This is a genomic window from Azospirillum sp. A23, from assembly GCF_042938965.1.
Taxonomy (GTDB): domain Bacteria; phylum Pseudomonadota; class Alphaproteobacteria; order Azospirillales; family Azospirillaceae; genus Azospirillum; species Azospirillum melinis.
Window position 1 is genome coordinate 565,882 of sequence record NZ_CP170663.1, and the last position, 19,340, is coordinate 585,221.

The 19,340-nt window shown below is 68.7% G+C and carries 16 protein-coding genes and 2 pseudogenes; 17 read left to right on the forward strand and 1 reads right to left on the reverse strand.

From position 1 onward, the window contains the following. Positions 1–39: 39 nt before the first annotated feature. Positions 40–1,536, forward strand: a complete 1,497-nt coding sequence (locus ABNQ40_RS02335) for a PLP-dependent aminotransferase family protein (protein ID WP_109051181.1) — start codon at positions 40–42, stop codon at positions 1,534–1,536. On the opposite strand, the gene ABNQ40_RS02340 is transcribed toward ABNQ40_RS02335, so the two are convergent. Beyond that, entirely contained in the window at positions 1,533–2,753 is a 1,221-nt protein-coding gene (locus ABNQ40_RS02340; protein WP_391345442.1) for an ROK family transcriptional regulator, read from the reverse strand. The two genes, ABNQ40_RS02335 and ABNQ40_RS02340, sit on opposite strands and share 4 nt — an antisense overlap. Before the next feature lie 450 nt (positions 2,754–3,203). Between ABNQ40_RS02340 and ABNQ40_RS02345 the strand changes: the two genes are divergently transcribed. From ABNQ40_RS02345 to ABNQ40_RS02420, 16 genes and pseudogenes are all read left to right on the forward strand, one after another. After that, the gene (locus ABNQ40_RS02345; RefSeq protein ID WP_109051179.1) at positions 3,204–4,514 is read left to right on the forward strand and encodes a sugar ABC transporter substrate-binding protein; all 1,311 of its coding nucleotides are present in this window, start codon (positions 3,204–3,206) and stop codon (positions 4,512–4,514) included. A gap of 127 nt (positions 4,515–4,641) precedes the next feature. Beyond that, positions 4,642–5,514, forward strand: a complete 873-nt coding sequence (locus tag ABNQ40_RS02350; RefSeq protein WP_109051178.1) for a carbohydrate ABC transporter permease — start codon at positions 4,642–4,644, stop codon at positions 5,512–5,514. Between the two features lie 2 nt (positions 5,515–5,516). Then, positions 5,517–6,347: a carbohydrate ABC transporter permease gene (locus ABNQ40_RS02355; RefSeq protein ID WP_109051177.1), complete on the forward strand. Its 831-nt coding sequence runs from the start codon at positions 5,517–5,519 to the stop codon at positions 6,345–6,347. 13 nt (positions 6,348–6,360) lie between these two features. Beyond that, positions 6,361–7,389, forward strand: a complete 1,029-nt coding sequence (locus ABNQ40_RS02360) for an ABC transporter ATP-binding protein (protein ID WP_109051176.1) — start codon at positions 6,361–6,363, stop codon at positions 7,387–7,389. A 26-nt stretch (positions 7,390–7,415) separates the two neighbouring features. Continuing rightward, positions 7,416–8,189 carry an L-iditol 2-dehydrogenase gene (locus ABNQ40_RS02365; protein WP_109491101.1) on the forward strand — a complete coding sequence of 258 codons (774 nt, stop codon included), beginning with the start codon at positions 7,416–7,418 and terminating at the stop codon, positions 8,187–8,189. Positions 8,190–8,260: 71 nt separating this feature from the next. Continuing rightward, positions 8,261–9,727: pseudogene (locus ABNQ40_RS02370) on the forward strand (mannitol dehydrogenase family protein); the annotation flags it as partial. Positions 9,728–9,799: 72 nt separating this feature from the next. Then, positions 9,800–10,726 (forward strand): annotated as a pseudogene (locus tag ABNQ40_RS02375) (PfkB family carbohydrate kinase); the annotation flags it as partial. Positions 10,727–11,158: 432 nt separating this feature from the next. Further along, positions 11,159–11,434 (forward strand): phosphopantetheine-binding protein, encoded by a 276-nt coding sequence (locus tag ABNQ40_RS02380; RefSeq protein WP_282187213.1) that lies wholly within the window; start codon positions 11,159–11,161, stop codon positions 11,432–11,434. Beyond that, complete coding sequence (locus ABNQ40_RS02385) at positions 11,434–12,075, forward strand: hypothetical protein (protein ID WP_109051172.1); 642 nt, start codon at positions 11,434–11,436, stop codon at positions 12,073–12,075. Before ABNQ40_RS02380 ends, ABNQ40_RS02385 begins: the two co-directional genes overlap by 1 nt. Positions 12,076–12,085: 10 nt before the next feature. Beyond that, positions 12,086–13,459 carry an AMP-binding protein gene (locus ABNQ40_RS02390; protein WP_391345447.1) on the forward strand — a complete coding sequence of 458 codons (1,374 nt, stop codon included), beginning with the start codon at positions 12,086–12,088 and terminating at the stop codon, positions 13,457–13,459. Positions 13,460–13,470: 11 nt separating this feature from the next. Continuing rightward, complete coding sequence (locus tag ABNQ40_RS02395; protein WP_199235396.1) at positions 13,471–13,806, forward strand: hypothetical protein; 336 nt, start codon at positions 13,471–13,473, stop codon at positions 13,804–13,806. Next, positions 13,803–14,780, forward strand: coding sequence for an acyl-CoA synthetase (locus ABNQ40_RS02400; protein WP_109051171.1), 978 nt, complete (start codon positions 13,803–13,805; stop codon positions 14,778–14,780). Before ABNQ40_RS02395 ends, ABNQ40_RS02400 begins: the two co-directional genes overlap by 4 nt. Continuing rightward, on the forward strand, positions 14,764–15,369 hold the full coding sequence (locus ABNQ40_RS02405) for a LolA-related protein (RefSeq protein ID WP_109051170.1): 606 nt from the start codon (positions 14,764–14,766) through the stop codon (positions 15,367–15,369). The genes ABNQ40_RS02400 and ABNQ40_RS02405 overlap by 17 nt, the downstream gene beginning before the upstream one ends. After that, positions 15,366–17,726 (forward strand): MMPL family transporter, encoded by a 2,361-nt coding sequence (locus ABNQ40_RS02410; RefSeq protein ID WP_109051169.1) that lies wholly within the window; start codon positions 15,366–15,368, stop codon positions 17,724–17,726. The genes ABNQ40_RS02405 and ABNQ40_RS02410 overlap by 4 nt, the downstream gene beginning before the upstream one ends. Next, on the forward strand, positions 17,719–18,528 hold the full coding sequence (locus tag ABNQ40_RS02415) for a polysaccharide deacetylase family protein (protein WP_109051168.1): 810 nt from the start codon (positions 17,719–17,721) through the stop codon (positions 18,526–18,528). The genes ABNQ40_RS02410 and ABNQ40_RS02415 overlap by 8 nt, the downstream gene beginning before the upstream one ends. Beyond that, positions 18,521–19,330 carry a class I SAM-dependent methyltransferase gene (locus ABNQ40_RS02420; RefSeq protein WP_109051167.1) on the forward strand — a complete coding sequence of 270 codons (810 nt, stop codon included), beginning with the start codon at positions 18,521–18,523 and terminating at the stop codon, positions 19,328–19,330. The genes ABNQ40_RS02415 and ABNQ40_RS02420 overlap by 8 nt, the downstream gene beginning before the upstream one ends. Positions 19,331–19,340 lie beyond the last annotated feature (10 nt).

Below are 19,340 nucleotides of genomic sequence, written 5' to 3' on the forward strand. Positions count from 1 at the left end.
GTGCCGCCGCAATCAGGCAAGGGAACGGCCAGGACATCCATGCAATCCGACACCCCGGAACACACCGGCCCGGCCGACCCGTCGGACACCGCCGTCTGGCAGCCCGACCTGACCAACCGCGCCAAGCCGGTCTATCTCGCCATCGCCCATGCCCTGGCCGACGACATCGCCGCCGGCCGGCTGGCGGCCGGGCAACGGCTGCCGCCGCAACGCCTGCTCGCCGACCGGCTGGGCGTGGACCTGACCACGGTCAGCCGCGCCTACAGCGAGGCCCGCCGCCGCGGCCTGCTCGACGCCCGCGTCGGCCAGGGCACCTTCGTCAGCGCGCAGGACGTTGCGCCGGACCGCCCGCTGCCCGAGACCGCCCGGCCCCGCCGCGAGGCCGCCGCCCCGCCCGCGGTCATCGACATGACCATGAACCAGCCGCCGCTGCCCGACGCGCCGGAGCTGCTGGACCGGGTGCGCCACAGCCTGTCGCAGGCGATGCTGCGGCTCGACCCGCAAACGCTGCTGCGCTATCCGGAAGCCGGCGCCGGCTTCCGCGCCGGGGAGGAGGATTGTGCCGCCGGAGCCCGCTGGCTCGCCAAGCGCCTGCCCGATCTGGACGCGTCCCCGCTCGGCGATCACAGCCGCATCGTCGTCTGCCCCGGCACGCAGAGCGCCCTCCTGGCACTGCTGTGCATGCTGACCAGCCCCGGCGATACCGTCTGTACGGAGGAGCTGACCTATCCCGGCTTCAAGGCCATCGCCCGGCAGCTCGGCCTGCGGGTGGTCGGGGTGGCGATGGACAGGGACGGCCTCGACCCCGACGCCCTGCGCGCCGCGGTGCGAGCCCATTCCCCCAAGGCGCTTTACTGCACCCCCACCCTGCACAACCCGACGACGGCGACCCTTCCGGCCGACCGCCGCGCCGCCATCGCGGCCATCGCCCGCGAGCACGGCTTCCCGATCATCGAGGACGACATCTACGGCGTGCTGCCGCAGGACGCCCCGCCGCCCATCGCAGCATTGGCGCCCGACGTGACCTTCCACGTCGTCGGCCTCGCCAAATGCGTAGCCCCCGGCCTGCGCGTCACCTATGTCGCCGCCCCCGATGCCCGTCAGGCCATGCGGCTGGCCGCCGCCCAGCGCGCCACCATCCTCGGCACGCCGCCGGTCCCGGCCGCGGTCGCCACCCAATGGATCGCCGATGGCACCGCCGATGCGCTGCTGACCGCCATCCGTGCCGAGGCGTCGGCCCGCCAGCGCATCGCCCGCGACCTGCTTCCGCCCGCCACGCAGACCGCACACCCCGAGGGGTTCCATCTGTGGCTGACCCTGCCTCCGGCCTGGACCCGTGGGGAGTTCGCGGCCCATCTGCGCAGCCACGGCATCGCCGCCGCGGTCAGCGACACCTTCCTGACCGCAGGCGCGGTGCCGGAAGCCCTGCGCATCTGTCTCGGCGCCCCGGTGACCCGCGCCGACTGCCGCCGCATGCTGGAGGTTCTCGCCGACGCCCTCGACCAGAGCCCCGCCCTGGCCGGCATCGTGATCTAAATCCGAACCTTCAGACCAGAATCCCGCGCCATGCCCGACCGGACCAGCAGGTCGGTGTCCGGCGAGAAGCGCGCCTTCAGCGGCAGCATCGCCGCCCCCAGCACGCGGGCCATCGGGCCGATGGATCCCGCCATCACCGGAGCGGACTTCAGCCCCGACCGGTTGAAGCGCTCCACCGCCGCCGTCAGCCTCTGGGTGAAGCGGTCGCGCCAGGATGGCGGCAGGAAGCCGTCGACCACCACCTCCTGAAAGTCGATGACGCTGAGCGCCGACACGACCGCGCGCGACAGCTCCGCGCACGCCGCTTCGGCCCAGGAATCGAAGATGGCGTCCGCCCGCTCGCCGCTGCCGTCGGCCAGCGCCGCCGACAGCGCCGCCGTCGGGTCGATGCCGGCGGCCTCCAGTTCGCGCTCCAGCAGGAAGATCGAGGCGGCATGGATCAGTTGCCCCGGCGGCGTGCCCGGCACGGCCGGGCGGGTCGGCATCGAGCCGATGGCCCCGGCATTGCCCTGCTCTCCGCGATAGAGCCGGCCGTCGATCACCACCCCGCCGCCGATGAAGGTGCCGAGATAGATGTAGAGCGCGCTGCGGCTGACGATGGCGTGGCCGGCGATCATCTCGGCCGCGCAGGCCGCCGCGGCATCGTTGTAGAGCGTCACCGGCAGCCCGGTCTCGCGCGCGAAGGCGCCGGCGATGTCGGCATCGCGCCAGCCGTCCAGCGCGCCCGGCGCCAGCCCCAGCTCCGCCGACCAGGCGTGGATTTCATCCGGCATGGCGACCCCCAGCCCGACCACCCGCGCGCGCCGCGCCGGCGACAGATGCGCCAGCAGCCCGGCCGCCTGGGCGATGGCGGTGGAGATCGTCGGCTCGGGCAGCGGCGCGTCGTAGCGCACCCGGCTAGCCCCCAGCTCCTCCCCCAGCAGGTTGATCAGGATGGCCTCGACGCTGCGCCGGCCGATCTTCACCCCCAGCGCATAGGCGCCGTCCGGGTTAGGCGCGATCGGGGTGGACGGCTGCCCGACCTGCCCGCGCACCTTGTCCAGCTTGACCAGCAGCCCGTCCTCCAGCAGCCGGTTGACGATCACCGACGCCGCCTGACCGCTGAGACCGGTCTCCCGCGCGATTTCCGCCTTGGACAGCATGCCGGCCTGCAACAGCGCATGCATGACCAGCCGCTCGTTGTAGGCGCGCAGCCCGGTGGTATCGCCGCCCCGCATCCTTCCGCCGCCTCCCCGCCCTTGAATTCGACAATAGTCCGTATAGCAACCAATCATAACAAAATCAAAGTGATTTATTTAATCCGACTCGGACACGGTTATGGCTGTTGGATCGATCAACTTTGGAACTTCGCCACCGTAGCAAGCGACTCACCAAAGGAGCAAGGCCGGCGGCAAATCCGGCTTAATCCTTAACTCCGCACTGCCGTCGGCTCCACTGTCCGAGCCACCTCCCCGCCTGCCCCGCAGAAAGTCCGGGCCATACGCTGCCGAATATCAAAATCAATGTGATTTATCTATTGCAGCCCCGAACCGTCTGCGCCATAGTGTTGGTGTGCCCTACAAACCGAATGCCGCAAATGCATCCGGGTGTCGGGCGACCAGTCGCAAAAGGCCGGCGGGACGAAAGCCAGGGCGCGGCCGGACAGGATTTTGGGGAGGAAAACAGGAATGAAGCGTGCGCTTTCCTTGATCGGCGCGGCCGTCGCCGCATTTCTCGGCAGCTCCGCCCAGGCGGAAACGCTGTCCATCGCCACGGTGAACAACGGCGACATGATCCGCATGCAGAAGCTGTCGGAGCATTTCACCAAGGCGCATCCCGACATCACGCTGAACTGGGTGACGCTAGAAGAGAATGTGCTGCGCCAGCGCGTCACCACCGACATCGCCGCCAAGGGCGGCCAGTACGACATCCTGACCATCGGCACTTACGAGGTTCCGATCTGGACCAAGCAGAAGTGGCTGATGCCGCTGACCAAGCTCGGCGCCAACTATGACGTCGAGGATCTGCTGCCCTCGATCCGCAGCGGCCTGACCACCGACGGCACGCTCTACGCCGCGCCCTTCTACGGCGAAAGCTCGATGGTCATGTACCGCAAGGACCTGTTCGAGAAGGCCGGCCTGACCATGCCGGAGGCGCCGACCTGGGCCTTCGTCTCCGACGCGGCGCGCAAGCTGACCGACAAGAAGGCCGAGGTCTACGGCATCTGCCTGCGCGGCAAGGCCGGCTGGGGCGAGAACATGGCCTTCCTCAGCGCCATGGCGAACTCCTTCGGCGCCAGCTGGTTCGACATGAACTGGAAGCCGCAGTTCAACACCGACGCCTGGAAACAGACGCTGACGACCTATCTCGGCCTGATGAAGGACGCCGGCCCGCCGGGCGCCTCCTCCAACGGCTTCAACGAGAATCTGGCGCTGTTCCAGTCGGGCAAATGCGCGATGTGGATCGACGCCACCGTCGCCGCCTCCTTCGTCTCCAACCCGGCGCAGAGCAAGGTGGCGGACAAGGTCGGCTACGCCCTGGCTCCTGACACCGGCCTCGGCAAGCGGTCCAACTGGCTGTGGGCCTGGAGCCTCGCGGTTCCCGCCAGCAGCAAGAAGGGCGACGCCGCGCAGGCCTTCATCTCCTGGGCGACCTCCAAGGACTATCTCGACCTCGTCGCCAAGGAAGAGGGCTGGGCCAACGTCCCGCCGGGCACCCGCAGCTCGCTCTACGCCAATCCCGAGTACCGCAAGGCCGCTCCCTTCGCCGACCTGACGCTGAAGTCGATCCAGGCCGCCGATCCGCAGCACCCGACGGTCCAGCAGGTGCCCTATACCGGCGTGCAGTTCGTCGCCATCCCCGAGTTCCAGGGCATCGGCACCGCCGTGGGTCAGGCCTTCTCCGCCGCGCTCGCCGGCCAGACGACCGCCGATCAGGCCCTGCAGACCGCCCAGACTCTCGCCACCCGCGAGATGACCAAGGCCGGCTACATCAAGTAAGCGGTCACGCCTGACCTTCTGTCCGTCCGATCACGGCAGAACCTCTGTCCGCCGCCGTCCCAGCCTTCGCCGGGACGACGGCGGCAGAAGGCCGCGCTCCACAACGCCGTTACCCAAGGGTCGAGCCATGGCCACCGCACATTCGCGTGCCGCCGCGCGCCTGACGATGACTCCGGCCGTCATCCTGCTGCTCGGCTGGATGCTGATCCCGCTCGTGATGACGCTCTACTTCTCCTTCCTGCGCTACAATCTGCTGATGCCGGGGACGGAGGAGTTCATCGGCACGCTGAACTACCAGTATTTCCTCACCGATCCGGCCTTCTTCGCCGCGCTCGGCAACACGCTGGCGCTCGTCGGCGGGGTGCTGGTGCTGACCATCGCCGGCGGGATCGGGCTGGCCCTGCTGCTCGACCAGCCCTTCTGGGGGCGGGGCATCGTCCGCCTTCTGGTCATCGCGCCCTTCTTCGTCATGCCCACCGTCTCGGCGCTGGTGTGGAAGAACATGCTGATGAACCCGGTGAACGGCCTGTTCGCGGCCATCGCCAAGGGTCTGGGCCTCCAGCCCTTCGATTTCCTGGCCGAGGCGCCGTTGTCCTCGATCATCCTGATCGTGACGTGGCAGTGGCTGCCCTTCGCCACGCTGATCCTGCTGACCGCACTCCAGTCGCTCGACCGTGAAAGGCTGGAGGCGTCGGAGATGGACGGTGCCGGAGCGGTCGACCGCTTCATCCACATCATCCTGCCCCATCTGGCGCGTGCGATGACGGTGGTGACGCTGATCCAGACCATCTTCCTGCTGTCGGTCTTCGCCGAGATCCTGGTGACGACCAACGGCGGCCCCGGCACCGCCACCACCAACATCACCTATCTCGTCTATGCCCAGTCGCTGCTGCAGTTCGATGTCGGCGGCGGCTCCGCGGGCGGCATCGTCGCCGTCGTCCTCGCCAACATCGTCGCCGTCTTCCTGATGAGGATGATCGGCCGCAACCTGGACATCTGACCATGGCGCGCGCCGCAACCAACCGCCAAAAGCTTGTCGTGACCCTGATCGCCTGGACCGTCGGGATCGTGATCTTCTTCCCGATCCTGTGGACCGCCCTCACCAGCTTCAAGACCGAGGCCGAGGCGGTGGCGACACCGCCGACCTTCCTCGCCTTCCACTGGACGCTGGAGAACTACACCGAGGTCCAGCAGCGTTCCGACTATTTCCTGCATTTCTGGAACTCGGTCGTCATCTCGGTGGGGTCCACGCTGCTCGGCCTGCTGGTCGCCGTCCCCGCCGCCTGGTCGATGGCCTTCGTCCCCGGCAAGCACACCCGCGACGTGCTGATGTGGATGCTGTCGACCAAGATGTTGCCGCCGGTCGGCGTGCTGATCCCGATCTATCTGCTGTTCCGCGACTTCGGGCTGCTCGACAGCCGCATCGGTCTGGTCATCGTGCTGACGCTGATCAACCTGCCGATCATCGTCTGGATGCTGTTCACCTACTTCCGTGAAATTCCGGGCGAGATCCTGGAAGCGTCCCGGATGGACGGCGCCGGCCTGCGCGACGAAATCCTGTTCGTGCTGCTGCCGATGGCGGTGCCCGGCATCGCCTCCACCCTGCTGCTGAACATCATCCTGGCGTGGAACGAGGCTTTCTGGACGCTGAACCTGTCCGCCTCGCAGTCGGCGCCGCTGACCGCCTTCATCGCCAGCTACTCCAGCCCGGAAGGGTTGTTCTACGCGAAACTGTCGGCCGCCTCGACCATGGCGGTCGCGCCGATCCTGGTTCTCGGCTGGTTCAGCCAGAAGCAGCTTGTGCGCGGCCTGACCTTCGGCGCCGTGAAGTAGGGGGGAACCCGCTATGGGTCAGATCACGCTCGACCGCGTCACCAAAAGCTTCGGCGACATCGACGTCATCCCGCCGCTGGATCTCTCCATCGGCAACGGCGAGTTCGTGGTGTTCGTCGGCCCGTCCGGCTGCGGCAAGTCTACGCTGCTGCGCCTGATCGCCGGGCTGGAGGATGTGTCGTCCGGCACCATCCGCATCGACGGCAAGGACGCCACCGCCCTGCCGCCCGCCCAGCGTGGGCTGGCGATGGTGTTCCAGTCCTACGCGCTTTATCCGCACATGACCGTGCGCAACAACATCGCCTTCCCGCTGAAGATGGCCCGGCTCGACAAGGCCGCCATCGACCGCAAGGTGGAGGCGGCGGCCAAGGTGCTGAACCTCACCAACTATCTCGACCGCCGCCCCGGCCAGCTCTCCGGCGGCCAACGCCAGCGCGTCGCCATCGGCCGCGCCATCGTCCGCGAGCCGACCGCCTTCCTGTTCGACGAGCCGCTGTCGAACCTGGACGCAGCACTTCGCGTCAACATGCGCCTGGAAATCTCCGAGCTGCACGCCAGCCTCGGCACCACCATGATCTATGTGACCCACGATCAGGTGGAGGCCATGACCATGGCCGACAAGATCGTGGTGCTGAACGCCGGCCGGATCGAGCAGGTGGGCTCCCCCATCGACCTCTACAGCCGCCCGCGCAACCGCTTCGTCGCCGGCTTCATCGGCTCCCCCCGCATGAACTTCATCGAGGGCGAGATCGCGCGCGGCGCCGGCGCCGACTGCATCGGGATCCGTCCCGAACATCTGGCGCTGTCGACCGAATCCGGCCTGTGGTCCGGCACCGTCACCGTGTCCGAACATCTGGGATCCGACACCTTCGTCTATGTGCAGGTGGACGGCATCGGCACGATGTTGGCACGGGCCGGCGGCGAGTTCCCGGTGCATCACGGCGACCGCGTCTGGCTGACGCCGCAAACCGAAAAGCTCCATCGCTTCGACGGTCAGGGCAACGCGCTGTCTTCCGTCGCCGCCGGTGTGAAAGTGGCATGAAAGGGTCCATTCCGATGACCAGTTCCATGAAACGTCTCGACGGCAAATCGGCCATCGTCACCGGCGCCGCCCGCGGCATCGGCCGCGCCTTCGCCGCCGCCTATGTCGCGGAGGGAGCCACCGTCGCCATCGCCGACATCAACCTCGCGGCGGCGGAGAAGGCGGCGGCGGAGATCGGTCCCGGCGCCTATGCCGTGGCGCTCGACGTGACCAGCCAGTCCTCCATCGACGCCGCCGTCGCCGCGGTGGTGGAGCGGGCCGGCGGCATCGACATCCTGATCAACAACGCCGCGCTGTTCGACCTCGCCCCCATCGTCGAGATCACCCGCGACAGCTACGACCGCCTGTTCTCGATCAACGTCGCCGGCACGCTGTTCACCATGCAGGCGGTGGCGAAGCGGATGATCGCGCAGGGCCGCGGCGGCAAGATCATCAACATGGCCTCCCAGGCCGGACGGCGCGGCGAAGCGCTGGTCGGCGTCTATTGCGCCACCAAGGCGGCGGTGATCAGCCTGACCCAGTCGGCCGGCCTCGATCTCATCAAGCACGGCATCAACGTCAACGCCGTCGCCCCCGGCGTGGTCGACGGCGAGCATTGGGACGGCGTCGACGCCCTGTTCGCCCGGCATGAGGGTCTCCAGCCCGGCGAGAAGAAGCGCATGGTCGGCGAAGCGGTCCCCTTCGGCCGCATGGGCCGGGCGGAGGATCTGACCGGCATGGCGATCTTCCTGGCGAGCCGGGAGGCCGACTACATCGTCGCCCAGACCTACAACGTCGACGGCGGCAACTGGATGAGTTGAGAAGACCTCCCTCTCCCGCCCCGGGAGAGGGCAACACATCTCCCTCCGCCGACTTCCGCAGGACCCCCATCATGACCATCGCCCTTTCCGCCGCCACCCTCCCGGACATCGCTGCGCGGGCATCGGTGCCGGCTTATGACCGTTCCGCTCTGTCCGCCGGGATCCTGCATTTCGGCGTCGGCAACTTCCACCGCGCCCATCAGGCGGTCTATCTCGACAGCCTGTTCGCCCAGGGCCGCGACCATGACTGGGCGATCCTCGGCGCCGGCGTGATGCCGTCGGACCAGCGCATGCGCGACGCGCTGGAAGGCCAGGACTGGCTGACCACCGTCGTCGAGCAATCCGGCGCACAGAGCCTCGCCCGCGTCACCGGCGCGATGATCGGCATGCTGCCGGTCGGCGACAGCGACGCCATCATCGCGAAGCTGGCCGATCCCGCCATCCGCATCGTCTCGCTGACGGTGACGGAGGGCGGCTATTACATCGACGCCGCCGGCAGGTTCGACGCCAGCCATCCGGCGATCCGCGCCGACATCGCCGTGCCCTCCCGCCCGACCACCGTCTTCGGCCTGATCGTCGCCGGTCTGGCCCGCCGCCGCGGCGACGGCACCGTGCCCTTCACCGTCATGTCCTGCGACAACATCCCCCATAACGGCGTCGTCACCCGCAACGCCGTGCTGGGCATCGCCAGGGGGATCGACGCCGATCTCGCCGCCTGGATCGACGGCTCGGTCGCCTTCCCCAACGGCATGGTCGACCGCATCACGCCGGCCACCGGCGTGCAGGAGCGCGAGACCCTCGACCGCGATTTCGCCATCGCCGACAACTGGCCGGTCTTCTGCGAGGACTTCACCCAGTGGGTGCTGGAGGACCGCTTCTCCGCCGGCCGTCCGGCGCTGGAGGCGGTGGGCGTGCAGTTCGTCCCCGACGTGACGCCCTTCGAGACGATGAAGATCCGCATCCTGAACGGCGGCCATGCGGTGATCGCTTATCCGGCCGGCCTGCTCGGCATCACCTACGCGCATGAGGCGATGGAAACCCCGCTGATCCGCGCCTTCCTGCAAAAGATCGAGCGGGAGGAGATCATCCCGACCGTGCCGCCGGTGCCCGGTACCGACCTCGCCGGCTATTTCGGCATCATCGAGCGCCGCTTCGCCAACCCCAAGATCAAGGACACCATCCGCCGGCTCTGCCTCGACGGCTCGAACCGCCAACCGAAATTCATCGTCCCGTCCATCGCCGACCGCCTGAAGGCCGGTGCCGGCATCGAGGGGCTGGCTCTGGAATCGGCGCTGTGGTGCCGCTACTGCTTCGGGACGACCGACGACGGCCAGCCAATCGAGCCGAACGACCCCAACTGGGACCGCCTGACCCAGGTCGCCGCCAAGGCCCGCACCGAACCGACCGTTTGGCTCGACCAGGAGGACATCTACGGCGAGGTCGGCAAGTCGCAAATCTTCCGCGAAGCCTTCTCCGCCGCCCTGCGCGCCCTGTGGACGGACGGCACCCGCGCCGTGCTCACCCGCTATGCCGGCGGATTCCAACTGAAGGACTTGCCCGCCATGACCGCTATGCCGCCCGACGCATCGCAACCCATCGACGTGCTGTGCCTGGGAGAGGTGCTGATCGACTTCATGCCCGCAGGCGCGGCGCAGCCCGGGGTGATCGGCGCCTTCGATCCGGCGCCGGGCGGGGCGCCGGCCAATGTCGCGGTCGGTCTGGCACGGTTGGGGGTACGCAGCGCCTTCATGGGCCGGACCGCGGCGGACGGCTTCGGCCGCTTCCTGGCTCGGGCGCTGACCGATGCCGGGGTCGATGTGTCCCACCTGCGCCGCGTGCCGGACGCCCGGACCCCGGTTGCCTTCGTCTCGCTCGACGAGGATGGGGAGCGGGAGTTCCTGTTCTACGGCGAGCCGATGGCCGGCTTCTCCGCCGCCGACCTCGATCTCGATGCCGTCGCGGCGATCCGCCTGCTGCATTCCGGCTCCATCGGCCTGATCGACCCGGCCGCCCGCGAGGCGAGCCTGCTGGCGGTGGAGACAGCGCGCCGCCACGGCCGGCTGGTGTCCTTCGACGCCAACCTGCGCCTTGCCCTGTGGCCCGACCGCGACACCGCGGAACGCCTGATCCGCCAGGGCATCGCCGCCGCCTCCATCGTTAAGCTGAGCGACGAGGAACTGGAGTTCCTGACCGGCAGCGCCGATCCGGACACCGCCGGCCGCAGCCTGTGGCATGAGGGCCTGCGCCTGCTGGTGGTGACGCATGGCCGCAACGGCTGCACCTTCCTGACCGCCGATGCGTCCGGCCATGTGCCGGGGATGACCGTCACCACCGTCGACACCACCGGTGCCGGCGACGCCTTCGTCGCCGCACTCCTGGCCGGCATTCTCGAAGATGCCGGGACCGCCTTCACCCCGGACCGGCTGCGCGAAATCTGCCGGTTCGCCAACGCCGCCGGAGCGCTGACCACCACCGCCCCCGGCGCCATCCCCTCCCTGCCCGACCGCGCCGCGGTCAACCGGCTGCTGAACCGCTGAGACAAGACGGATTTTGAAGCTTTCGTTTTTGAAGCTTTCGGTGGTCCGCACCCCAGCCTGGGGCTAAGATTTCCCGGTCACCGTTTCCCTCATCCGCACCTGCACCGAACGCCCTTTCCCGCAATGGGAGAGGGCGTTTCCGTTTGGCCAGATGAAACACTGAACACCACGCCGAAAACCGTTCCATAGCGTTCCAAATGTTCCATTTCAGGGGCGAACCCTTTCCTAACCCACACAGACGCAAAGAAACTCAATCTTTAACAAAACAAACTGATCACTCCAAAATAATGATGGCGTCGCCTCGGGTGCCTAGCTATCGTGACGTCTGAAATTGCGAATCCTGTCGCCCTAATACGGCTTTCTATACCTAATGGTTATATCCAAAGGGGTAGAATATCCCAACGGTAACAGGCGTTGCTTTAGTGAGGCATGATGAGTGACTTGAAGGCCCTGTCGCCGAGCGAACTCGATCTGGCGACGCTGATCGTGAACACCCTCACCCTGGAAGCCGACCCGGAGGATATCGATCCGGACGCCCCCCTCTATGGCGAAGGGCTGGGCCTCGATTCCATCGACATCCTGGAAGTGGCGCTCGCCGTCTCCAAGTCCTACGGGGTGAAGCTGCGGGCCGACGACGAGAACAACACGAAGATCTTCAGCTCTCTGCGCACACTGAACAGCCACATCCAGCAGCTCAAAGCCGCCTGATGCCGTCCGCCGCCTGCACCAGGGGTGGAGTCGCGGTGGGTGCCGGCCTGTCGCTCTTCGCGCTGTATCCCCTGCTGGTCCATGGCGCCATCGTCGCCGACCTCGACGCCGATACAGCACTGTTCCTGGCGCTGGTGCAGGCGGGGGTGACCGGGCTGGTGATCGGCCGGGCGGCGCCGCGCTTCCGCTGGATGGCTCTGGCCGGCGCCATCGCCCTGTTCGGCCTGTCCTGGCGCTCCGCCCGCGACGGGCTGCTGGCGGCTTCAGCGATCAGCCACGCCGCGATCTATGTTGGCCTGCTCGTCCTGTTCGGCCGCACTTTGCTGGCCGGGCGCGAGCCGCTGATCACCTGGATCGCGCGGCGAATCCGCGGCAGCCTGACCGACGATATGCTGGTCTACACCCGCCGCGTCACCATGGCGTGGTGCCTGTTCTTCGCCGGCCAGCTGGCGATGTCGGCCCTGCTGTTCTGCGCCGCGCCGCCGGCCGTCTGGTCCTTCTTCATCAATGTCCTCGACCTGCCGCTGGTCGCCGCGATGTTCCTGACGGAATACGCCTACCGCCTGCGCAAGTTCTGGAACCACTCCCACGGCTCCATCGCCGACGTCGTCCGCGTCTTTTCGGAGCGGCCAAATCCATGATGGTTTCGCAATGACGATGCTGTCCACCACCCGCCTGCCGCTGCTGCGCCATGGCAGCCCCGACGACCTGTTCGCTTGGCATGATGGCAAGCCGGTGACGGTGCGCAGCTACCTCGCCGCCGTGCGCGATCTGGCCCGCCGCCTGCCGGACGGCGCCTATCTGCTGAATCTGTGCGGCGACCGGCTGGGCTTCGCCGTCGCCCTCGGTGCGGCCCTGCTGCGCCGGCAGATCAGCCTGCATCCCCCCAACGACACGCCGGCGACGCTGCGCCAGCTCGACGAAAGCTATCCCGGCCTGATCTGCCTGACCGATGCCGGGGCGCACTATCCCGGCATGACCTGCGTCGCAGCACTTCCGACCGACGGCCTCGACAGCCTGACCGGTTCGCCCTTCGATGCCGACCTCGCCTTCCCGGCCGATCAGGTGGCCGCCATCGCCTTCACCTCCGGCTCCACCGGCCGGCCGATGCCGCAGGTGAAAAGCTGGGGCACCCTGGTCCGCAGCGTCCATGGCGCCGGCACCGCGCTTGAGATCGCCGGCCTCGGCCCTGCCGGCCATTCCACCTGTGGGCTGGTGGGCACCGTGCCGCACCAGCACATGTACGGCCTGGAATCGGTCATCCTGCTGGCGCTCCAGCACGGTCTGGTCCTGTACGGCAGCCGTCCGCTCTTCCCCGCCGACATCGCCGCCTGCCTCGCCGATTTGCCCGGCCGCCGCATGCTGGTGACCACGCCGGTGCATCTCCAGGCCCTGCTGGCCGACGGCACCGCCCTGCCGCCGCTGGATTTCATCCTCTGCGCCACCGCCCCGCTCGCCCCGCAGCTCGCCATCGACGCGGAAGCAAAGCTGGGCGCCCCGCTGCACGAGATCTACGGCTGTTCGGAAACCGGTCAGCTCGCTGTCCGCCGCACCAGCGCCACGGCGGAGTGGCTGTGCATCGACGGCATCCGGCTGCGCCAGGACGAGCAGGGTACCTGGGCATCCGGCGACTTCCTCGACGGCGAGACCCTGCTGGCCGACGTGATCGAGCTGAAGAGCGACACCCGCTTCATCCTGCACGGGCGCTCCGCCGATCAGGTCAACATCGCCGGCAAGCGCAGCTCGCTCGCCTTCCTGAACCACCATCTGAATTCGGTGGAGGGGGTGAAGGACGGCGTCGTCTTCATGCCGCAGGAGGGGGAGAGCGGAACCACCCGCCTCGCCGCCCTGGTGGTGGCGCCCGGCCTGACCGCCGAGACGCTGCTGGCCCGCCTGCGCGAGCGGATCGACCCGATCTTCCTGCCGCGTCCCCTGCGCTTCGTCGAAGCGCTGCCGCGCAACCCGACCGGCAAGCTGCCGCGCGAGGCTCTGCTGCGGATGCTCGACAACAGCCAGCGCGACTAGGTGCCGCCGCCGTGCCGAACCAGACCGACATCCAGTTCCCTGCCGACCATCCCACCGCCGCCGGCCATTTTCCCGGCAACCCGATCATTCCGGGTGCGGTCCTGCTCGACACCGCCCTCACCGCCATCGCCGCGGCGGAAGGGTCGGCGCCCGGACCCAGCCTCGGACCCTGCCACCTGCGCTCCGCCAAGTTCCTGCACCCGGTCCGCCCCGGCGACCGCATGCAAGTGGAATGGCAGGCCACCCCCGCCGGCGGCATCGCCTTCACCGGCAGCGTGGCGGGCCGTCCGGTGATGACCGGCGCCCTCATGGCCGGCCCCTTCATGGCCGGCAGCGTGACCCCATGAAGCTTCCCCTGCGCGCCAAACGGACGGCCGACGCCACGGCCTCTCCCATCGCTCCGCCGCCGCCGCGACGCCGCCGCCGGGAGTGGATGAACCGGCCGGAGCGCAGCACGACCGCCGCCATCAAATTCATCGTCTGGGTCGCCCTGCGGCTCGGCCGGCGGGCGGCGCGGCTGCTGCTCTATCCGATCTGCCTCTATTTCGTTCTGTTCTCGCGCAAGCCGCGCCGGGCATCGGCGCTGTTCCTGTCAAAGGCGCTGGGCCGTCCGCCCGGCTTCGGCGACCTGTTCCGCCACTATCACGTCTTCGCCGCCTGTCTGCTCGACCGCGTCTTCTTCCTGAACGACCAGTCCGACGATTTCGACGTCCGCGTCCATGGCGAGGACATCGTCATCGACCTGATGCAGCGCGGCGAAGGCTGCCTGCTGATCGGCGCCCATATGGGCAGCTTCGAGGCGATCCGCATGCTGGGCCACCGCCAGCGCGACCTGCGGGTCAGCCTGGTGATGTATGAGGAGAATGCCCACAAGATCAACTCGGTCCTCAACGCCATCAACCCGCTGCTGTCGATGGAGGTGATCGCGCTGGGCCGCCCGGATTCGATGCTGCGCGTGCGCGAAAGGCTGGACCAGGGCCATTTCGTCGGCATGCTCGCCGACCGCACCCTCGATGGAGAAGAGGAGGTCCGCTTGCCCTTCCTCGGCCAGCCCGCCGGCTTCGCACTGGGACCTTTCCAGCTGGCGGCGATGCTGAAGCGGCCGGTGGTGCTGATGGTCGGCATCTATCGGGGCGGGCGGCGCTACGATGTCCATTTCGAGCGCATCGCCGACTTCTCCGACCTGAAGAAGCATGACTGGCCCGTTCAGGAGCGGTCGGGCCTCGTGCGCTGGGCGGCCGGACGCTTCGCCGACCGGCTGGAGCATTACGCCCTGTCCTTCCCCTATAACTGGTTCAATTTCTATGATTTCTGGAAATAGACCGGCCCGCCGCCCGATCCTGGCGGCTCTGGCGACCCTCCTGCTGGCCGGCGGCGCCACGCCGTCGCTGGCGGCCGAGCCCTGGGGGCTGGAGGATCTGTTCGCGCGCCTAAAGCAGGTCGACAGTTCCAGCGCCCGCTTCACAGAAACCCGCGAGGTTGGCCTGCTGACGGCACCGCTGCACAGCAGCGGAACGCTGACCTACCGCCGCCCTGACTTTCTGGAAAAGCGCACCCTGCAACCGCAAGCCGAAAGCCTGCGGCTGGACGGCGACCGGCTGACGCTGACACAGGCCAACGGCGCCTCCCGGACGCTGTCGGTCTCATCGATGCCGGAAATCCAGACCTATGTGGAAAGCATCCGCTCCACCCTGCGCGGCGACGTGCCGACCGTCATGCGCTTCTACGAGGTGGTTCTGGAAGGCACGTTGCAGGACTGGCGCATGCAGCTGACGCCGCGGGCGGAGGAGGCGCGCAGGATTGTCCAGCGCATCGACATCGCCGGCCGCGACGCCAGCATCCGCCGGATCGAGCTTCTCCAGGCCGACGGCGACCGTTCCATCATGACCATCCAGCCGGACCCGGCATGACCGCTGCGGCGAGACGGGGCGGGTGGAACATCGCGCTGTGGCTGGCCGGGCTGGTTGTCTGCGGCCTGCTGGTGGCGCGCACCTCCGTCACCGCCGACCTCTCCGCCTTCCTGCCCCGCTCGCCCTCCGCCACTCAGCAACTGCTGGTCGACCAGCTGCAAGACGGCGTCGTCTCACGCCTGATCCTGGTTGCCGTCGAAGGCGACGCACCGGATCGCCTGACCGGCCTCAGCCGTGCGCTCGCCGCCCGGCTGCGCGGCAATCCGCTGGTCGCCGCGGTGGAGAATGGCGAGCGGACGGGGCGCAGCGCCGACGGCGCTTATCTCTGGACCAACCGCTATCTGCTGAGCCCCGGCGTCACCCCCGACCGCTTCACGGTTGAGGGGCTGCACGCCGCCTTGCAGAACGACCTGCGCCTTCTCCAGTCGCCGGCGGGCATGGCCCTGAAGCAGGCCCTGCCCGCCGACCCCACCGCCGAGATCCTGCGCCTGACCGACCGGATGCTGGGCAATACCGCCGGCCCGGCCAGCCGCGACGGCGTTTGGGTCTCGGCCGATGGGGCGCGGGCGCTGCTGCTGGTCCAGACCGCCGCTCCGGGTTTCGACATGGATGCCCAGCAGAAGACGCTGGATTTCATCCGGGGCGCTTTCGACGAGGCGCGCGGGCCGGCCGGCTCCGCCCGACTGGTGATGACCGGACCGGCGGTCTTCTCTGTCCAGACCCGCGACCGCATCGAGGCGGATGCCACCCGGTCCTCCATCGTCGCCACCGTTCTGGTAGCCGCCATTCTGCTGCTGGTCTATCGCTCCTTGCGCGTGCTCGCCCTGTCGCTGCTGCCGGCGGCGACCGGAACGCTGGCCGGAATCGCAGCGGTCGGGCTGGGCTTCGGCACGGTGCATGGCATCACGCTGGGCTTCGGCGTCACCCTGCTGGGCGAGAGCGTCGATTACGCCATCTACCTGTTCACCCAGACGCAGCCGGGAAGCCCGGCGCACCGCACCCTTCGGCGTATCTGGCCGACCGTGCTGCTGGGCATGGCGACCTCGGTCGTCGGGTTCGGCACGATGCTGTTCTCCAGCTTCAGCGGTTTGGCGCAGTTGGGCCTGTTTTCCATCACCGGGCTGGTCGTGGCGCTGGCCGTCACCCGCTGGGTGCTGCCGTCCCTGCTGCCGGACGGCTATGCGACCGAACGCCCGGCGCGGCTGGCGTCGGTGCTGACCGCATTGACCCGCGGCGCCCCTGCCCTACGCCTGCCGCTGGCCGCCGCGACGCTGCTGTCCCTGGCATGGCTGGCCTATCAGGGCTCGGCCATCTGGTCGACGGAGCTGTCCAGCCTCAGCCCGGTGACGGAGGCCGATCAGCGGCTGGACGAGGCGCTGCGCCGCGACCTCGGCGCCCCAGACGCCGGCCATCTGCTGGTGACCGGCGGCGCCACGGTGGAGGAGGCGCTCGCTGCCGCCGAACGGCTGGCCGTGCCGCTGGAGGCACTGACCCGCGACCACCTGATCGCCGGCTACGAGTCCCCTGCCCACACCCTGCCGAGCCAGGCAGCCCAACGTGCCCGGCAGGCCGCCTTGCCGCCACCCGACCGGTTGCGCGCGTCGCTGACCGAAGCTCTGCAAGGGCTGCCCTTCCGCCCTGACGCCTTCGCCCCGTTCCTGACCGATGCCGAGAAGGCCCGGACCATGCCGCTGCTGACACCAGCCAGCCTGGACGGCACCAGCCTGAAGCTGAAGTTCGAGTCTCTGTTGGTCCGCAGCGGCACCGGCTGGACCGCCATGCTGCCCTTGCGCGGCGTGACCGACCCGCAGGCGCTTGCCGCCCGGCTGTCCGGCGACCCGGCGGCACAAGGTGCGACTCTGCTGAACCTGAAGGAGGAGTCCGACAGCCTCTATCGTACCTACCGGCAGGAGGCGCTGACGCTCGCCCTGCTGGGAGGTGTCGCAATCACGCTGCTGCTCGCCCTTGCCCTGCGGTCAGTCCGGTCCCTGATCGCGGCGGTGTTGCCGCTGGCGGCTGCGGTGGTCATCACCATGGCGCTGGTGACCGCTCTGGGCCAGACGCTGACGATCTTCCATCTGGTTGGGCTGCTACTGGTGGTCGGTGTCGGCTCCAACTATTCCCTGCTGTTCGAGCGGCCGGAGCCTTCGCCTGCCTTGCGCGAGCGCACGGTCGCCTCCGTCGCCATCGCCAATCTCTGCACTGTCATCGGTTTCGGCACGCTGGCCTTTTCCAGCATCCCGGTTCTGCACGGCATCGGCATCACGGTGGCGGTCGGCGCCTTCCTCTGCCTTGCCTTCGCAGCGGTTCTGGGCCGGCAGCAGCCCGCCGAACCGGAGGGTGCCGGCCATGGCTGAGCGTCGGCGCTGGACCCCGCCGCCGGTGCTGCGCGCATCGGCCGCTCTGCACGCCGCCGCTGCGGCCGGGGTTGCGGTGGTGCCCGCGGTCTGGCCCTGGGCTCTGGCTGCGCTCGTGGGAAACCATGCCCTGCTCGGCGCCATCGGGCTTTGGCCGCGCAGCAGCCTGCTCGGCCCCAACCTGCGCCGCCTGCCGGCGGAGAATGCCCGGCTCGGGCAGGTCGGCCTCTGCTTCGACGACGGCCCCGATCCGGCAGTGACGCCCGCCGTCCTCGACCAGCTCGACCGCGCGAAGGCCAAGGCGAGCTTCTTCTGCATCGCCGAGCGTGCCGCCCACCATCCCGGCCTGATCGAGGCCATCGTCCGCCGCGGCCATACGGTGGAGAACCACAGCTGGCACCATTCCCACCGCTTCGCCGCCATGGGCATCGGCGCCATCCGCCGCGAGGTGGGGGAAGCGCAGCGCATCTTGACCGCTCTCGCCGGCCGGTCGCCACGCTTCTTCAAGCCGCCCGCCGGCCTGCGCAATCCCCTGCTCGACCCCGTGCTCGCCGGTCTTGGCCTGCATCTGGCGACCTGGACCCGGCGCGGCTACGACGCGGTTCGGCGAGATCCTTTGGCGGTGGAGCGGCGCCTGAGCCGCGGTCTCGCCGCCGGTGACCTGCTGATGCTCCATGACGGCTCCGCGGCCCGCGATGGCGATGGGCGGCCCGTGGTGCTGACCGTGCTGCCGCGCCTGCTCGACACCCTGGCCGTCCGCGGGTTGACGGCGGTTTCGCTGGAGGTGGTGGCCGATGACTGACGCCGTCTTCCGCGAACTGGTCGCCGCCGCCGCCCGCCCCTATCGTCCCTGCGGCCGCCATGCCTGGCATTTCGCCAAGGGCAAGCTGGCCGGCGACCCCGTCTTCCGTCACCTGTTGCGTCACCCGCTGCTGCCCGCCCGCGGGTGTCTGCTGGACCTCGGCTGCGGCCAGGGGGTGCTGACGGCGCTGCTGCGCGCCGCGGCCGACCGGCATGCCGGCGGCGGGTGGCCGGCGGAGTGGCCTGCTCCACCGTCCGCCCTCGCCACCAGGGGCGTCGAACTGTCGCCCAAGCGGGTGCGGATCGCCAGGACGGCGTTGGGCGGCGAGGCCGTCACCCAGGGCGACATCCGCGACACCGACCTGCCCCGCTGCGATGCCATCGTCATCCTGGACGTGCTGCTCTATCTCCAGCGCGATGAACAGGCGGCAGTGCTGGCCCGTTGCGCCGAGGCGCTGAACCCGGACGGGCTTCTGATCCTGCGGGAGGCCGACGCCGACGGCGGACTGCCGTTCCGGATCACCCGCTGGGCCGAACAGATCGCCTGCGCCGCACGGGGCCGCTGGCGCCAGCCCCTGACCTACCGCCCGGCGGCGGAGTGGTCGGAATTGCTGATCAGCCTTGGATTCGCAATCGAGGCTCTGCCGATGAGCCAGGGCACACCTTTTGCCAACACCTTGTTCATAGCCCGGCAAAGCAAAGCCTCAGTCCAAATTTGCCCTTCCTCGCATGATTTTGCCGGTGTTAGCATTCCATCGACAATGAAACCGCAACCGACCACCGGCACCGTCCAAAATTCATAAGAAGTCCATC

Bases quoted from the DNA above. Each gene is read 5' to 3' on its own strand.
- ABNQ40_RS02335 (WP_109051181.1), top strand. From the start codon at position 40: ATGCAATCCGACACCCCGGAACACACCGGCCCGGCCGACCCGTCGGAC.
- ABNQ40_RS02340 (WP_391345442.1), bottom strand. From the start codon at position 2,753: ATGCGGGGCGGCGATACCACCGGGCTGCGCGCCTACAACGAGCGGCTG.
- ABNQ40_RS02345 (WP_109051179.1), top strand. From the start codon at position 3,204: ATGAAGCGTGCGCTTTCCTTGATCGGCGCGGCCGTCGCCGCATTTCTC.
- ABNQ40_RS02350 (WP_109051178.1), top strand. From the start codon at position 4,642: ATGGCCACCGCACATTCGCGTGCCGCCGCGCGCCTGACGATGACTCCG.
- ABNQ40_RS02355 (WP_109051177.1), top strand. From the start codon at position 5,517: ATGGCGCGCGCCGCAACCAACCGCCAAAAGCTTGTCGTGACCCTGATC.
- ABNQ40_RS02360 (WP_109051176.1), top strand. From the start codon at position 6,361: ATGGGTCAGATCACGCTCGACCGCGTCACCAAAAGCTTCGGCGACATC.
- ABNQ40_RS02365 (WP_109491101.1), top strand. From the start codon at position 7,416: ATGAAACGTCTCGACGGCAAATCGGCCATCGTCACCGGCGCCGCCCGC.
- ABNQ40_RS02380 (WP_282187213.1), top strand. From the start codon at position 11,159: ATGAGTGACTTGAAGGCCCTGTCGCCGAGCGAACTCGATCTGGCGACG.
- ABNQ40_RS02385 (WP_109051172.1), top strand. From the start codon at position 11,434: ATGCCGTCCGCCGCCTGCACCAGGGGTGGAGTCGCGGTGGGTGCCGGC.
- ABNQ40_RS02390 (WP_391345447.1), top strand. From the start codon at position 12,086: ATGACGATGCTGTCCACCACCCGCCTGCCGCTGCTGCGCCATGGCAGC.
- ABNQ40_RS02400 (WP_109051171.1), top strand. From the start codon at position 13,803: ATGAAGCTTCCCCTGCGCGCCAAACGGACGGCCGACGCCACGGCCTCT.
- ABNQ40_RS02405 (WP_109051170.1), top strand. From the start codon at position 14,764: ATGATTTCTGGAAATAGACCGGCCCGCCGCCCGATCCTGGCGGCTCTG.
- ABNQ40_RS02410 (WP_109051169.1), top strand. From the start codon at position 15,366: ATGACCGCTGCGGCGAGACGGGGCGGGTGGAACATCGCGCTGTGGCTG.
- ABNQ40_RS02415 (WP_109051168.1), top strand. From the start codon at position 17,719: ATGGCTGAGCGTCGGCGCTGGACCCCGCCGCCGGTGCTGCGCGCATCG.
- ABNQ40_RS02420 (WP_109051167.1), top strand. From the start codon at position 18,521: ATGACTGACGCCGTCTTCCGCGAACTGGTCGCCGCCGCCGCCCGCCCC.